Origin of the sequence: Pseudomonas sp. R3.Fl (assembly GCF_023516765.1) — a bacterium.
GTDB lineage: Bacteria > Pseudomonadota > Gammaproteobacteria > Pseudomonadales > Pseudomonadaceae > Pseudomonas > Pseudomonas citronellolis.
Genome location: NZ_JAMGSO010000001.1, coordinates 4636655 through 4651147, shown reverse-complemented (window position 1 = coordinate 4651147; position 14493 = coordinate 4636655). Strand labels below are relative to the sequence as shown.

The following is a 14493-nucleotide window of genomic DNA, read 5'->3' as shown; positions in this document are numbered from 1 at the left end:
GTACGCCTCGCCTTTCAATCCATTGGAATCCGCTTGATCCGCGGCTCACTCAAATCGGGGAATGATGTTGGCCTTATCGATCGAATCGATCGGCAGCAGGTATTCATGGTCATCCACCAGGACCACCACGTCCTGCTCCTCCACACCGCGGAGGACGCCCTGGAAGTTGCGGCGTCGCTCGAAGGGCACGCGCAACTTGATCTTCACTTGCTCGCCAACGTAGCGGGCGAACTGCTCGAGGGTGAACAGCGGGCGGTCCATACCCGGGGAGGAAACTTCCAAGGTGTATTCGCCGCTGATCGGGTCCTCGACGTCGAGCACGCCGCTGACCTGACGACTGACCGTCTCGCAGTCCTCGATCAGGATGCCGTCGGCCTTGTCGATATAAACCCTCAGCAGGGAATGACGTCCCTGGGACAGGAACTCGAGGCCCCAGCACTCGTAGCCGAGCGCCTCTACCACAGGGGCCAGCAAGGCCTGCAACTGTTCTAGCTTGCTCGACACCTGATCGCCTCGCGTATGCCGTAGAAACGAAAAATGGGCGAAACGCCCATCCCTAAAGGGCCGCCCAGCAACGGCGGCGCGGACTGTCCAGCTAGCAAAAAGCCCCTGAAAAGGGGCTCTGCCATAACTGGTTGCGGGAGCTGGATTTGAACCAACGACCTTCGGGTTATGAGCCCGACGAGCTACCAGACTGCTCCATCCCGCGTCAAAGCTGGTGCGAAATTATACGGTTACACCCTATCCAGGTCAACCGACGCACCGGAAACGAAAGCCCCGCATGCGGGGCTTCGTATATGGTACCGAGGAGGGGACTCGAACCCCTACAGCCTATGGCCACTACCACCTCAAGGTAGCGTGTCTACCAATTCCACCACCTCGGCAAAAACCTTTGCCTTACTTCTGCTCAGGAGCTGCCGGAACGTCACCGTTGCCAGCTGCCGGGGCTTGTTGCTGCCCCTGGGTCGCCGGCACGTCGGAGGTTGCCGGGACCTTCTCCTGCTTCTGCTCCATCACTGCCGGATCAGGAAGTCCGATGTGACGTATCATATCAGCTTTTTCTTTAGCGAAATACGCTAAACCCAAGCTGGTAATGAAAAAAACTGCAGCCAGTACAGCAGTAAAACGACTGAGGAAGGTTGCGGAACCCTGGCTACCGAAAACGGTACCCGAAGCACCAGCGCCAAAGGAGGCACCGGCATCCGCACCCTTGCCATGCTGAAGCAGGACCAGTACAACCAGACCCAGCGCCATCAGCAGGTGAATCACGATTACAACTGTTTCCAGCATCTTCAGCTTCCCGCGGCGCGACAGATCGCGCCGAACTCATCCGCATTCAGGGAGGCACCACCAATCAGCCCCCCATCGATGTCCGGCATGCCGAACAGTTCGACCGCGTTCGCTGCCTTGACGCTACCGCCGTAAAGCAGGCGAACCCCGCGGGCGACCTCGGCATTCTCTGCCGCCAATTGCGCACGGATGGCCGCATGTACTTCCTGGGCTTCTTCAGGCGAGGCGGTAAGCCCCGTCCCGATTGCCCACACCGGCTCGTAAGCCACTACGGCGCGGGAGAAAGCCCCGACGCCCAAATCTTCTATCACCGAGCTCAACTGACGCCCGACGACCTCGAGGGTCTTGCCGGCTTCGCGCTGCTCGCGGGTCTCGCCCACGCACAACACAGGAACCAGGCCACAGGATTGCGCCGCGGCGAACTTGCGACTGATGACACCATCGCTTTCGCCCAGCACCTGGCGGCGCTCGGAGTGCCCCACCAGAACCAGGGAACAACCGGCATCGGCCAGCTGGCTGGCAGCAATCTCGCCCGTGAGGGCGCCCTGCATCGGCTCGATAGCGCAGTTCTGCGCACCGACCGCAACCGCCTTGCCATCCAGGCCCTGAAGAACCTGATTGATGTACAGACAGGGCGGCAGAACCGCCACGTCGACACCTGTAGGCAGAGCCAGTTGTCGCAAGCCTTTGATCAGCTCCGCAACACTGGAGCGGGTACCGTGCATTTTCCAGTTCCCGGCCACTAAGGGTCGACGCATGCTGTACCTCGCTGAGCAAAGTGGGCGCAGATGTTACTCGACAAAAATCGGACTGACAAGAGAAATCAAGCACATACCTCGGTTACGACCTTCGCCAGCTGTTCGGCGTAGGCACGCACCCGGGTCTCTTCGTCGCCCTCGACCATCACCCGCACCAGCGGTTCGGTGCCGGACTTGCGCAGCAGCACGCGACCACGGCCAGCCATGCTTTCGGTGACGCGGGCGCAAGCCTCCTTGACCGCCGGATGCTCGATGGGATCGACGTCCTTGCCCTGGTAGCGCACGTTGATCAGCACCTGCGGGAACCTGCGGATACCCTGGCGCGCCTCGGCGAGGGTCTGGCCGCGGCTCTTCAGCGCCATCAGCACCTGCAGCGCGGCGATGATGGCATCCCCGGTGGTGGTGTGCTGGGCGCAGACCACGTGGCCGGAGTTCTCGCCACCCAGCTGCCAGCCGCGATCGAGCATTTCCGCCATCACGTAGCGGTCGCCGACCTTGGCCCGGGTGAAGGGGATCTGCAGGTCGGCCAGGGCCAGCTCCAGGCCCAGGTTGCTCATCAGGGTGCCGACCACGCCGCCCTGCAGGCGGTTGCGCTCCTGCATGTCACGGGCGATCAGGAAGAGGATCTCGTCGCCGTCCACCACCGCGCCGGTATGGTCGACCATCATCACGCGGTCGCCGTCGCCGTCGAAGGCGATGCCCATGTCAGCCTGCTCGGCGATGACCGCCGCCTGCAACGCGGCGACGTGGGTGGAACCGCAGTTGTCGTTGATGTTCAGGCCGTTGGGCTGCGCGCCGATCACCGAAACCTGGGCACCCAGCTCGCGGAACACGCTGGGCGCGACCTTGTAGGTGGCGCCATGGGCGCAGTCGACGACCAGGCGCAGGCCGGAGAAGTCGGTGCTGGTGGGCACGCTGCTCTTGCAGAACTCGATGTAGCGGCCGGCGGCGTCGTTGATCCGCGAGACCTTGCCCAGGCGCGCGGAGTCGACGACCGTCATGGGCGTGTCGATCAGTTCTTCGATCATCAGCTCGACGTCGTCGGGCAGCTTGGTGCCCTGGCCGGAGAAGAACTTGATGCCGTTGTCGTCGTGGGGATTGTGCGAGGCGCTGATGACGATGCCCGCCTCGGCGTGGAAGGTGCGCGTCAGGTAGGCGATGCCGGGGGTCGGCATCGGGCCCAGCAGCATCACGTCGGCGCCGGCGGCCGACAGGCCGGCCTCCAGGGCCGATTCGAACATGTAGCCGGAAATCCGCGTGTCCTTGCCGACCAGCACGCGGCACTTGCCCTGCTGGCGGAAAGCCATACCTACCGCCCAGCCCAGCTTGAGCACGAAGTCCGGCGTGATCGGCGGCGTGCCGACGCGGCCACGGATGCCATCGGTACCGAAATATTTCCTGCTCATGCTGTCATTCCTTCTTCCTTAGCCTGTTCCACCGCATCGATCATGCGGACCACATCCACCGTTTCGGCAACGTCGTGCACGCGAATGATGCGCGCCCCCTTGGCCACGGCCAAGGCCGCCAGCGCCAGGCTGCCATACAGACGGTCACCGACCTCGCGCCCCAGCGCGCGGCCGATCATGCTCTTGCGCGACACTCCGACCAGCAGCGGGCAGCCCAGTTCCAGCAGACGCTCCATGCGCTGGAACAGCACCAGGTTGTGCGCCTGGGTCTTGGCGAAGCCGAAGCCGGGATCCAGCACCAGGCGCTCGCGCGCGATTCCCGCCGCCTCGCAGACGGCAATGCGCTCGGCGAGGAAGCCATGCACCTCGGCCAGGATGTCGGGGTAGCGCGGGTCGTTCTGCATGGTGCTCGGCTCGCCGCGCATGTGCATCAGGCACACGGCCAACCCGGTATCCACCGCGGCGTCCAGCGCGCCATCGCGCTGCAGCGAGCGCACGTCGTTGATCAGCCCGGCGCCCAGGCGCGCGGTCTCGCGTATCACGGCGGGGGTCGAGGTGTCGACGGAAATCACCACGTCCAGTTCGCGGGCGATGGCTTCCACCACCGGCGCCACGCGCTCCAGCTCCTCTGTCGGCGACACCAGGCGCGCGCCCGGACGGGTCGACTCGCCGCCCACATCGATCAGGCTGGCGCCAGCCTCGACCATCGCGGCGGCGTGGCGCAACGCGACGTCGCGCTGACTGAAGCGACCGCCGTCGGAAAAGGAGTCCGGGGTGACGTTGAGGATACCCATGACATGGGTACGCCCTAAATCAAGAACCCGGTTGCCGCAAGGCAACCGGGTCGGGTACAGCTCGAAACTCATCTAGTGCTCTCAGTGCTCGCCGGCGGGCCCACCGATGGGGTTTTCCTTGCGGCCACCCTCGTCGCGGCTGGCGGTCGCCGAGCCGGAGGAACCGGAACCGCCGCCCTGCCAGTCGCGCGGCTCGCGCGGCACACGGCCGGCCATGATGTCGTCGATCTGGTCGGCGTCGATGGTTTCGTACTTCATCAGCGCGTCGGCCATCATGTCGAGCTTGTCGCGGTTCTCTTCCAGAAGACGCTTGGCAGTGCCGTAGCAGTCGTCGATGATGCGCCGCACTTCCTGGTCGATCAGCTTGGCGGTCTCGCCGGAGACGTTGGCGTGCTGGCTGCCGGCGCTGCGGCCGAGGAACACCTCGCCCTCCTCTTCGGCGTACATCAGCGGGCCGAGCTTCTCGGACAGGCCCCACTTGGTGACCATGTTCCGCGCCAGTTGAGTGGCACGCATGATGTCGTTGGAGGCGCCGGTGGTGACGCCCTCGAAGCCGAGGGTCATCTCTTCCGCGATACGGCCGCCGAACAGCGAGCAGATCTGGCTTTCCAGGGCACGCTTGGACAGGCTGTAGCGATCCTCCTCGGGGAGGAACATGGTCACGCCCAGGGCGCGGCCGCGGGGAATGATGGAAACCTTGTAGACCGGGTCGTGCTCCGGCACCAGGCGGCCGACGATGGCGTGGCCGGCCTCGTGGAAGGCGGTGTTCTTCTTCTCTTTCTCGGACATGACCATGGTCTTGCGCTCGGCGCCCATCATGATCTTGTCCTTGGCCAGCTCGAACTCGCGCATGTCGACGATGCGCTTGTTGGAACGGGCGGCGAACAGCGAGGCCTCGTTGACCAGGTTGGCCAGGTCGGCGCCGGAGAAGCCCGGAGTGCCGCGGGCGATCACCGCGGCGTCGACGTTGTCGCCCAGCGGGACCTTGCGCATGTGCACCTTGAGGATCTGCTCGCGGCCGCGGATGTCTGGCAGGCCGACCACCACCTGGCGGTCGAAGCGGCCCGGGCGCAGCAGCGCCGGGTCGAGCACGTCCGGACGGTTGGTGGCGGCGATGACGATGATGCCGTCGTTCATCTCGAAGCCGTCCATCTCCACCAGCAACTGGTTGAGGGTCTGCTCGCGCTCGTCGTGACCGCCGCCCAGGCCGGCGCCACGATGGCGGCCGACGGCGTCGATCTCGTCGATGAAGATGATGCACGGGGCGTGTTTCTTGGCCTGGTCGAACATGTCGCGCACGCGGGAGGCGCCCACGCCGACGAACATCTCGACGAAGTCGGAACCGGAGATGGTGAAGAACGGCACCTTGGCCTCGCCGGCGATGGCCTTGGCCAGCAGGGTCTTGCCGGTACCGGGCGGGCCGACCATCAGCACGCCGCGCGGGATGCGGCCGCCCAGGCGCTGGAACTTGCCCGGATCACGGAGGAACTCGACCAGCTCGCTGACCTCTTCCTTGGCCTCGTCGCAGCCGGCGACGTCAGCGAAGGTGGTCTTGACCTGGTCCTCGGACAGCAGGCGCGCCTTGCTCTTGCCGAAGCTCATCGGGCCGCCGCGGCCACCGCCGCCGCCCTGCATCTGGCGCATGAAGAACATGAACACGGCAATGATCACCAGGATCGGGAAGCTGGCGACCAGCAGTTGCGTCCAGATGCTCTGCTGCTCGGGCTGCTTGCCCTCGATGACCACGTTGTTGTTGACCAGGTCGCCGATCAGGCCGTTGTCCTGGATCGCCGGACGGACGGTCTTGAAGGTGTCCCCGTCCTGGCGCTTGCCAGTGATCACGTAGCCGTCGACGGTAACCCGCTCGACCTTGCCTTCCTTCACCTGTTGGATGAAGTCCGAGTAGTTGAGCGTCTGCGGCTCGCTCGGACTGGAGAAGTTGTTCATCACGGTGACCAGCACCGCCGCGATGATCAACCACAGGATCAGGTTCTTTGCCATGTCGTTCAATTGATTACCCTCTGAAGCCGGCTCCGCCCTGGAAACCGCTTCACACGACGGCCAGACTCCTTCCGGCCAAATTACTACACAACCCCTAGCGACGTAGGAGGCGTCTGTAACCCTTTATGAACCCCGGCGCGAGCCGGGACAAGCCCTACTTGCGTGCAGTGGACGGACAGACGGCCCATTCGTCGCAGTCTAGGCCCCGCGGAAGCCCCGCGCGAGCAGATATTGCTCGCGGGAGCGGTCGCGGGAGGACAGCGGCTTGCGCATCTGCACCTTCTCGAAATTCTCGCGGACCATCTTCAGGTAGGTGTCGAAGCCCTCGCCCTGGAAGATCTTGATCAGGAAATCGCCGCCCGGTCGCAACACCCGGGTGCACAGGTCCAGCGCCAGCTCGCAGAGGAACATCGCACGGGGCATGTCCACGGCGGGCAGTCCACTCATATTGGGGGCCATATCGGAAATCACAAGGTCCACCGGATTTTCTCCGATGGCCTCGAGCAGCCGGGCGAAGACCTCGTCCTCGGTGAAGTCGCCCTGGATGAAGGTGACATCCGGGATGCTGTCCATCGGCAGGATGTCCGAGGCGATCAGCGTGCCCTTGTCACCGATCACCCGGCTGGTGACCTGCGACCAGCCGCCCGGCGCGGCGCCGAGGTCGACCACGGTCATGCCCGGGCGCAGGATGCGATCCTTCTCCTGGATCTCCAGCAGCTTGTAGCTGGCGCGCGAGCGGTAGCCGTCGCGTTGCGCCATCTTCACGTACGGATCGTCGAAGTGTTCTTTCAGCCAGCGATGGCTAGTCTTGGAACGGGCCACTTGTTACCTCGTCTGAGCGGGCACCCGGTAAACCGAAACTCGGGTAGAATATCCGCCTTTTTTCCCAGGGGTCTGATTATGGCGCTCACTCAGGAGCAGAAGAAACAGTTCAAATCTATCGGCCACCACCTGAAGCCTGTATTGACCGTTGCCGAAAACGGTCTTACCGAAGGCGTCATGGCCGAGCTGGAGCGTGCGCTCAACGATCACGAACTGATCAAGGTGCAGTTCCGCATCACCGAGCGCGACGACCGCCGCGCGCTGATCGAAGAGCTGTGCCGGAACGGCAGTTGCGAGCTGATCCAGACCATCGGCAAGATGGCCCTGGTCTACCGCCGCAACCCCAAGCCGAACCGTAACCTGTCCAACGTCAGCCGCTACAGCGGCCTGTGACAGCGCAGGCCGGGCGCCCAGGCGCCCGGCCAAGGCTCCCTCCGGCGTTCAGCGCGCCGCGTCCCGCCCAGGTACCGGCTGCAGCACCAGCAGCACGCCGCACAGGGCCAGCACCAGGTAGTTGAACAGCAGCCAGCGCTGGGCATCCGGCGCCAACTGGTTCACCACCAGGTAGCTCGCCACCATCGCCAGCACCGTCAGCAGCAATTGCCCGCGCATCTCGCGCCAGAGGCTGGATAAGCCTTGCGCGGTCACCAGCAGCAATACCTGGAGCAGCGCGCAGAAGCCGGCGAAACCCACCAGCAGCGGCGTCAGGGCATCGGCCACCGACTGCACCAGCAGCGGCGCCAGGCCGACCTTCTGCAGCGCCGGCAGGACCACGAAACGCAACAGCCAGAGGCCGCCGACCCAGAAGGTCTGGGCCAGCAACCAACTGGCTGCGGCAGCTTTCAGCGGACGCGACTCAGGCGTGGCGGACTTCAACGATCTCGTACTCGACGTCGCCGCCGGGAGTCCGGACCAGTACCGCGTCGCCCTCAGTCTTGCCGATCAGCGCGCGGGCGATCGGCGAGTTGACCGAGATCTTGCCGCCCTTGATGTCGGCCTCGTCGTCGCCGACGATCTGGTAGGTCACGGTCTCGTCGGTCTCGACGTTGGCGATGTCCACGGTGGTGCCGAAGATCACCTTGCCGGTGTGCGGGATGACGGTGACGTCGATGATCTGCGCATTCGACAGCTTGGCCTCGATGTCACGGATACGCGCCTCGGACATGCCCTGCTGCTCGCGGGCGGCATGGTACTCGGCGTTTTCCTTGAGGTCGCCCAGCTCACGCGCTTCGGCGATGGCCTGGGTGATCTGCGGGCGCAGAACGGTCTTCAGGTGCTTCAGTTCTTCTTCCAGGGCGCGAGCGCCCTGGACGGTCATCGGGAATTTGCTCATGCGTTGATTCCTGCATGCAGGTCCTGCAGCCGGCGAACGGTCTTCTCGGGACCGAACTTGAGCGCCTCGCAGATCGCCTGCCCCGCCGCGATGGTGGTGGTGCAGTAGATCTTGTGCTGCAGGGCGTTACGACGGATCGAATAGGAATCGGCGATCGACTGGCGGCCTTCGGTGGTGTTGATGATCAGGGTGACTTCGTCGTTCTTGATCATGTCGACCACGTGGGGGCGGCCCTCGGTCACCTTGTTCACGCGACGCACCGGCAGGCCGGCCGCCTCGATCACCTTGGCGGTACCGGCGGTGGCGACCACCTCGAAGCCCAGCGCGACCAGGTCACGGGCGACCTGCACGGCCTGCGGCTTGTCGTCCTCGCGGACGCTGATGAAGGCGCAACCGGCGTTCGGCAGGATCTCGCTGGCGCCCAACTGGGCCTTGGCGAAAGCCTCGCCGAAGCTGTCGCCCACGCCCATGACCTCGCCGGTGGATTTCATTTCCGGGCCGAGGATGGGGTCGACGCCAGGGAACTTGGCGAACGGGAACACCGCTTCCTTGACGCTATAGTACGGCGGGATCACCTCTTCGGTGAAGCCGACTTCCTCGAGGCTCTTGCCGGCCATGACGCGCGCCGCGACCTTGGCCAGGGATTCGCCGATGCACTTGGAGACGAAGGGCACGGTACGCGAGGCGCGCGGGTTCACCTCGATCACGTAGATGTCCTCGCCCTGCACCGCCATCTGCACGTTCATCAGGCCGACCACGCCCAGCTCCAGGGCCATCTTCTTGACCTGTTCGCGGATCTCGTCCTGGATGTGCTTGGGCAGCGAGTACGGCGGCAGCGAGCACGCGGAGTCGCCGGAGTGCACGCCGGCCTGCTCGATGTGCTGCATGATGGCGCCGATCACCACGGTCTCGCCGTCGCAGACCGCGTCGATGTCCACTTCGATGGCGCAGTTGAGGAAGCGGTCCAGCAGCACCGGGCTGTCGTTGGAGACCTTCACCGCCTCGCGCATGTAGCGCTTGAGCTCTTCTTCCTGGTAGACGATTTCCATCGCCCGGCCGCCCAGCACGTAGGACGGGCGCACCACCATCGGGTAGCCGATGTTCTTCGACAGGCTCAGGGCCTCGTCTTCGCTGCGCGCGGTGGCGTTGGCCGGCTGGCGCAGGTTCAGGCGCTGGACCATCTGCTGGAAGCGCTCGCGGTCCTCGGCGCGGTCGATGGCGTCGGGGCTGGTGCCAATGATCGGCACGCCGGCCTCTTCCAGGGCGCGGCAGAGTTTCAGCGGGGTCTGGCCGCCGTACTGGACGATCACGCCCTTGGGCTGCTCGACGCGGACGATCTCCAGCACGTCTTCCAGGGTCACCGGCTCGAAGTACAGGCGGTCGGAGGTGTCGTAGTCGGTGGAGACGGTCTCCGGGTTGCAGTTGACCATGATGGTCTCGTAGCCGTCTTCGCGCATCGCCAGCGCCGCGTGCACGCAACAGTAGTCGAACTCGATGCCCTGGCCGATGCGGTTCGGGCCGCCGCCGAGGATCATGATCTTGTCGCGGCCGGACGGGTTGGCCTCGCACTCTTCCTCGTAGGTCGAGTACATGTAGGCGGTGTCGGTGGCGAATTCGGCGGCGCAGGTGTCCACGCGCTTGTACACCGGCACGACTTTCAGCTTGTGGCGGTGGCTGCGCAGATTCTTCTCGGTCACGCCGAGCAGCTTGGCCAGGCGCGCGTCGGAGAAGCCCTTGCGCTTGAGCTTGCGCATCAGGTCGGCGTCGATGCCGGACAGGCCGAGGGTCTTGACCTTCTCTTCTTCCTTGATCAGGTCCTCGATCTGCACCAGGAACCATTCGTCGATCTTGGTCAGGGCGAAGACTTCTTCGATGCTCTTGCCGGCGCGGAAGGCATCGGCCACGTACCAGATACGCTCGGCGCCCGGCACGGTCAGCTCGCGGCGCAGGATGCCCTCGGCTTCCGGGTCGGCCAGGTCGAGTTTCGGATCGAAGCCGGCGACGCCCACTTCCAGGCCGCGCAGGGCTTTCTGCACCGACTCCTGGAAGGTACGGCCGATGGCCATGACCTCGCCCACGGACTTCATCTGGGTGGTCAGGCGGGCGTCGGCCTTGGGGAATTTCTCGAAGGCGAAGCGCGGCACCTTGGTCACGACGTAGTCGATGGCCGGCTCGAAGGACGCCGGGGTGCGGCCGCCGGTGATGTCGTTCTGCAGCTCGTCGAGGGTGTAGCCGACGGCCAGCTTGGCGGCGATCTTGGCGATCGGGAAGCCGGTGGCCTTGGAGGCCAGGGCCGAGGAACGCGACACCCGCGGGTTCATCTCGATCACGACCATGCGCCCGGTGTCCGGGCAGATGCCGAACTGCACGTTGGAACCGCCGGTCTCCACGCCGATCTCGCGCAGCACCGCCAGGGAGGCGTTGCGCATGATCTGGTATTCCTTGTCGGTCAGGGTCTGCGCCGGGGCCACGGTGATGGAGTCACCGGTGTGCACACCCATGGGGTCGAAGTTCTCGATGGAGCAGACGATGATGCAGTTGTCCTTCTTGTCGCGGACAACCTCCATCTCGTATTCCTTCCAGCCGATCAGCGATTCGTCGATCAGCAGTTCGTTGGTCGGCGACAGGTCCAGGCCGCGGGCGCAGATTTCTTCGAACTCTTCGCGGTTGTAGGCGATGCCGCCGCCGGTGCCGCCCATGGTGAAGGACGGACGGATGATGCAGGGGAAGCCGACCTGCTCCAGCACGCCGTAGGCTTCTTCCATGCTGTGGGCGATGCCCGAGCGCGGGCAGGCCAGGCCGATGGCCTTCATGGCCTTGTCGAAGCGCGAGCGGTCCTCGGCCTTGTCGATGGTGTCGGCGTTGGCGCCGATCATCTCAACGCCGAACTTCTCCAGCACGCCGTGGCGCTCCAGGTCCAGCGCGCAGTTCAGCGCGGTCTGGCCGCCCATGGTCGGCAGCAGCGCGTCGGGGCGCTCCTTCTCGATGATCTTGGCCACGGTCTGCCACTTGATCGGCTCGATGTAGGTGGCGTCGGCCATGGCCGGGTCGGTCATGATGGTGGCCGGGTTGGAGTTCACCAGGATGACGCGGAAGCCTTCTTCCTTCAGGGCCTTGCAGGCCTGGGCGCCGGAGTAGTCGAATTCGCAGGCCTGGCCGATGACGATGGGGCCGGCACCGAGGATCAGGATGCTCTTGATGTCTGTACGCTTGGGCATGGGACTCTCGTTGCAATATTCAGGAAAGGGTTGCGCTGGCCAGCTTCACGCCGAAGCCGACGAACAGGGCGCCGACGCCGCTCGAGGCGCCGGCCGCCAGTCGCTGCCGGCGGCGGAACCAGGCCGCCAGGCGCACACCGGAAAAGATCAGGAAGCTGAGGTAGAGGGCGCTGATGACCTCGAGGATCGTGCCCAGCACCAGGAACGACACGCCGGGGTAGGCATAGCCCGGGTCGACGAACTGGATGAAGAAGGACACGAAGAAGAGGATCGCCTTGGGGTTCGACAGGCTCAGCAGCAGCGCCTTGCGGAACGGCTGGGCGACGTCCACGTCCTTCGCCGGGGCGGCCTGTTCCAGCGGCTGGCGCAGCTTCTGCAAGCCGCCGCGGAGCATGCCCAGGCCCAGGTAGAACAGGTAGGCGGCGCCGGCGTACTTCAGGCCGAGGAACAGCACCGGCTCGGCCTTGAGCAGCGAGGCGATGCCCAGGGCCGACAGCAGCATCAGGATGGCGTCGCCCAGGAACACCGCGCTGGCCGCCCGATAGCCGCCGGCGACGCCACGCTGGGCGGCGGTGGCCAGCACGAACAGCGAGTTCGGGCCCGGCAGCAGGACGATGAACAGCGTACCCAGGACGTAGGTCCACAGGTCGGTGATTCCCAGGGTCGGCATCATCTTCGCTTACCTCTTCGCAGGTCTCAGCGACGCTCGGCCATGGCCGAGATGAAACGGTCGAACAGCGGCGCCACGTCGTGCGGACCGGGGCTGGCTTCCGGGTGGCCCTGGAAGCTGAAAGCCACCTTGTCGGTGCGCTCGATGCCCTGCAGGGTACCGTCGAACAGCGACTTGTGGGTGGCGCGCAGGTTGCCCGGCAGGGTTTCCTCGTCCACCGCGAAGCCGTGGTTCTGGCTGGTGATCATCACCACGCCGGTATCCAGGTCCTGCACCGGGTGGTTGGCGCCGTGGTGACCATGGCCCATCTTCATGGTCTTGGCGCCCGACGCCAGGGCCAGCAGTTGGTGGCCGAGGCAGATGCCGAAGACCGGAATCTCGGTGTCGAGGAACTCGCGGATGGCCTGGATGGCGTAGTCGCACGGCTCGGGGTCGCCGGGGCCGTTGGAGAGGAAGATGCCGTCCGGGTTCAGCGCCAGCACTTCGCTGGCCGGGGTCTGCGCCGGCACCACGGTCAGGCGGCAGCCGCGGGCCACCAGCATGCGCAGGATGTTCAGCTTGACGCCATAGTCGTAGGCGACCACGTGGTAGGGCAGTTCGGCGGCGGGGATTTCCGGGTGGCTGTCGGTTTCCAGGTTCCACACGCTGGAGCGCCACTCGTAGCGCTCGGTGGCGGAAACCACCTTGGCCAGGTCCATGCCTTTCAGGCCAGGGAAGGAACGCGCCAGCTCCAGCGCCTTCTCTTCGGTGGCGTCGTCGCCGGCGAGGATGCAGCCGTTCTGCGAGCCCTTCTCGCGCAGGATACGCGTCAGGCGGCGGGTGTCGATGCCGGCGATGGCGACGGTGCCGTTTTCCTTCAGGTAGTCGGGCAGCGACTGCCTGTTGCGCCAGCTGCTGGCCAGCAGCGGCAGGTCGCGGATGATCAGGCCGGCGGCCCAGACGCGGTTGGCCTCGGCGTCTTCCGGGGTGGTCCCGGTGTTGCCGATGTGCGGATAGGTCAGGGTGACGATCTGTTGGGCATAGGAAGGATCGGTAAGGATTTCCTGGTAGCCGGTCATGGCGGTGTTGAACACCACCTCGCCGACGGTCTGGCCGTCGGCACCGATGGCTTCACCGCGAAAAATGCTGCCGTCGGCAAGTGCAAGTATGGCTGGCTTAGTCAAGAAGACCTCCCGTGAATCAAGCCTGGCTGGGCGTGCGCAGATTGTAAAAAAGCGGGATGACATCTGATGAGGTCATCCCGCTTTTTATATGGTTCATGCTGCGCTGCTTTTAGTGGACACACTAAATCTGTAGTTTACAGAAACGCGACATAATGGTCCACCTTTTGCACGACGCAGACGCTACCACCGGGTCATCTCACACCCACCCTGCCGACGCACGGCAGGCCGCTCAGCGCAGCCCGAGCACGTCCTGCATGTCGTACAGGCCGCTGCCCTGCCCTTCCAGCCACAGCGCCGCGCGCACCGCGCCACGGGCGAAGGTCATGCGGCTGGAGGCCTTGTGGGTGATCTCCACGCGCTCGCCCTCGGCGGCGAACAGCACGGTGTGATCACCGACCACGTCGCCGGCGCGCACGGTGGCGAAGCCGATGGTCTCGCGCTCGCGGGCGCCGGTCTGGCCCTCGCGACCGTAGACCGCCACCTTCTCCAGGTCACGCCCCAGGGCATTGGCCACCACTTCGCCCATGCGCAGGGCGGTGCCCGACGGCGCGTCGACCTTGTGCCGGTGGTGGGCCTCGATGATCTCGATGTCCACCTCGTCGCCCAGCACGCGGGCGGCGGTGTCCAGCAGCTTCAGGCAGAGGTTGACGCCGACGCTGTAGTTGGCGGCGAAGACGATCGGGATGTCCTTGGCGGCTTCGGCCAGCAAGGCCTTCTCTTCCACGGAGAAACCGGTGGTGCCGATGACCATGGCCTTGCCGGCCTTGCGGCAGACCTCCAGGTTCTTCAGCGTCACCGTGGGATGGGTGAAGTCGATCAGCACGTCGAACTCGTCGACCACCTTCGCCAGGTCGCCCGACAGCGGCACGCCGATGCGGCCCAGGCCGGCCAGTTCACCAGCGTCGGCGCCCACCAGGGTGCTGTCCGGACGATCGATGGCGGCGGTGAGGCCGGCGCTGCCGTTGGTCTGCTGCACCGCCTCGATCAGGTTCTTGCCCATGCGCCCGGCGGCGCCCATTACGGCTATACGTCGCATAA

At 65.1% G+C, this 14493-nt stretch carries 14 protein-coding genes and 2 tRNA genes; 1 reads left to right on the top strand and 15 read right to left on the bottom strand.

Annotation, left to right across the window (positions count from 1 at the left end; genetic code table 11):
* Nucleotides 1-45 precede the first annotated feature (45 nt).
* The 9 genes from rimP to rlmE all read right to left on the bottom strand — a co-directional run bounded on the left by rimP (nt 46) and on the right by rlmE (nt 7071).
* A complete protein-coding gene (gene rimP, locus M8R19_RS20475) occupies nt 46-504 on the bottom strand; it encodes a ribosome maturation factor RimP (protein WP_009613046.1) in 459 nt (152 codons plus the stop codon).
* 128 nt (nt 505-632) lie between these two features.
* Nucleotides 633-709 (bottom strand) — tRNA-Met (locus tag M8R19_RS20470).
* An 89-nt stretch (nt 710-798) separates the two neighbouring features.
* A tRNA-Leu gene (locus tag M8R19_RS20465) sits at nt 799-884 on the bottom strand.
* 13 nt (nt 885-897) lie between these two features.
* On the bottom strand, nt 898-1290 hold the full coding sequence (gene secG / locus M8R19_RS20460; RefSeq protein WP_074981335.1) for a preprotein translocase subunit SecG: 393 nt from the start codon (nt 1288-1290) through the stop codon (nt 898-900).
* Nucleotides 1291-1292: 2 nt separating this feature from the next.
* Nucleotides 1293-2048: a triose-phosphate isomerase gene (tpiA, locus tag M8R19_RS20455; protein WP_009613048.1), complete on the bottom strand. Its 756-nt coding sequence runs from the start codon at nt 2046-2048 to the stop codon at nt 1293-1295.
* Between the two features lie 65 nt (nt 2049-2113).
* A complete protein-coding gene (gene glmM / locus M8R19_RS20450; protein WP_009613051.1) occupies nt 2114-3454 on the bottom strand; it encodes a phosphoglucosamine mutase in 1341 nt (446 codons plus the stop codon).
* Entirely contained in the window at nt 3451-4320 is an 870-nt protein-coding gene (gene folP, locus M8R19_RS20445) for a dihydropteroate synthase (protein WP_249918750.1), read from the bottom strand. Before folP ends, glmM begins: the two co-directional genes overlap by 4 nt.
* A gap of 9 nt (nt 4321-4329) precedes the next feature.
* Nucleotides 4330-6249 carry an ATP-dependent zinc metalloprotease FtsH gene (ftsH, locus tag M8R19_RS20440; RefSeq protein WP_074981328.1) on the bottom strand — a complete coding sequence of 640 codons (1920 nt, stop codon included), beginning with the start codon at nt 6247-6249 and terminating at the stop codon, nt 4330-4332.
* Between the two features lie 198 nt (nt 6250-6447).
* Complete coding sequence (gene rlmE, locus M8R19_RS20435; RefSeq protein WP_249918749.1) at nt 6448-7071, bottom strand: 23S rRNA (uridine(2552)-2'-O)-methyltransferase RlmE; 624 nt, start codon at nt 7069-7071, stop codon at nt 6448-6450.
* A 78-nt stretch (nt 7072-7149) separates the two neighbouring features.
* Between rlmE and yhbY the strand changes: the two genes are divergently transcribed.
* Complete coding sequence (gene yhbY / locus M8R19_RS20430) at nt 7150-7464, top strand: ribosome assembly RNA-binding protein YhbY (RefSeq protein WP_249918748.1); 315 nt, start codon at nt 7150-7152, stop codon at nt 7462-7464.
* Between the two features lie 48 nt (nt 7465-7512).
* Here the strand turns inward: yhbY and M8R19_RS20425 are convergent, their stop codons facing one another.
* The 6 genes from M8R19_RS20425 to dapB form a co-directional block, all read right to left on the bottom strand.
* Nucleotides 7513-7917: a DUF4149 domain-containing protein gene (locus M8R19_RS20425; protein ID WP_249920201.1), complete on the bottom strand. Its 405-nt coding sequence runs from the start codon at nt 7915-7917 to the stop codon at nt 7513-7515.
* Between the two features lie 10 nt (nt 7918-7927).
* Nucleotides 7928-8404: a transcription elongation factor GreA gene (greA, locus tag M8R19_RS20420; RefSeq protein ID WP_074981323.1), complete on the bottom strand. Its 477-nt coding sequence runs from the start codon at nt 8402-8404 to the stop codon at nt 7928-7930.
* On the bottom strand, nt 8401-11622 hold the full coding sequence (gene carB, locus M8R19_RS20415; protein WP_074981321.1) for a carbamoyl-phosphate synthase large subunit: 3222 nt from the start codon (nt 11620-11622) through the stop codon (nt 8401-8403). The genes greA and carB overlap by 4 nt, the downstream gene beginning before the upstream one ends.
* A 19-nt stretch (nt 11623-11641) precedes the next feature.
* Nucleotides 11642-12292, bottom strand: a complete 651-nt coding sequence (gene leuE, locus M8R19_RS20410) for a leucine efflux protein LeuE (RefSeq protein WP_135499941.1) — start codon at nt 12290-12292, stop codon at nt 11642-11644.
* 26 nt (nt 12293-12318) lie between these two features.
* Nucleotides 12319-13455: a glutamine-hydrolyzing carbamoyl-phosphate synthase small subunit gene (gene carA, locus M8R19_RS20405; RefSeq protein ID WP_249918747.1), complete on the bottom strand. Its 1137-nt coding sequence runs from the start codon at nt 13453-13455 to the stop codon at nt 12319-12321.
* Nucleotides 13456-13684: 229 nt separating this feature from the next.
* Nucleotides 13685-14491 (bottom strand): 4-hydroxy-tetrahydrodipicolinate reductase, encoded by an 807-nt coding sequence (gene dapB, locus M8R19_RS20400; RefSeq protein ID WP_009613065.1) that lies wholly within the window; start codon nt 14489-14491, stop codon nt 13685-13687.
* Between the last annotated feature and the right edge of the window lie 2 nt (nt 14492-14493).

Bases quoted from the DNA above. Each gene is read 5' to 3' on its own strand.
- ftsH (WP_074981328.1), bottom strand. From the start codon at position 6,249: ATGGCAAAGAACCTGATCCTGTGGTTGATCATCGCGGCGGTGCTGGTC.
- folP (WP_249918750.1), bottom strand. From the start codon at position 4,320: ATGAGTTTCGAGCTGTACCCGACCCGGTTGCCTTGCGGCAACCGGGTT.
- leuE (WP_135499941.1), bottom strand. From the start codon at position 12,292: ATGCCGACCCTGGGAATCACCGACCTGTGGACCTACGTCCTGGGTACG.
- carB (WP_074981321.1), bottom strand. From the start codon at position 11,622: ATGCCCAAGCGTACAGACATCAAGAGCATCCTGATCCTCGGTGCCGGC.
- tpiA (WP_009613048.1), bottom strand. From the start codon at position 2,048: ATGCGTCGACCCTTAGTGGCCGGGAACTGGAAAATGCACGGTACCCGC.
- dapB (WP_009613065.1), bottom strand. From the start codon at position 14,491: ATGCGACGTATAGCCGTAATGGGCGCCGCCGGGCGCATGGGCAAGAAC.
- yhbY (WP_249918748.1), top strand. From the start codon at position 7,150: ATGGCGCTCACTCAGGAGCAGAAGAAACAGTTCAAATCTATCGGCCAC.
- glmM (WP_009613051.1), bottom strand. From the start codon at position 3,454: ATGAGCAGGAAATATTTCGGTACCGATGGCATCCGTGGCCGCGTCGGC.
- secG (WP_074981335.1), bottom strand. From the start codon at position 1,290: ATGCTGGAAACAGTTGTAATCGTGATTCACCTGCTGATGGCGCTGGGT.
- greA (WP_074981323.1), bottom strand. From the start codon at position 8,404: ATGAGCAAATTCCCGATGACCGTCCAGGGCGCTCGCGCCCTGGAAGAA.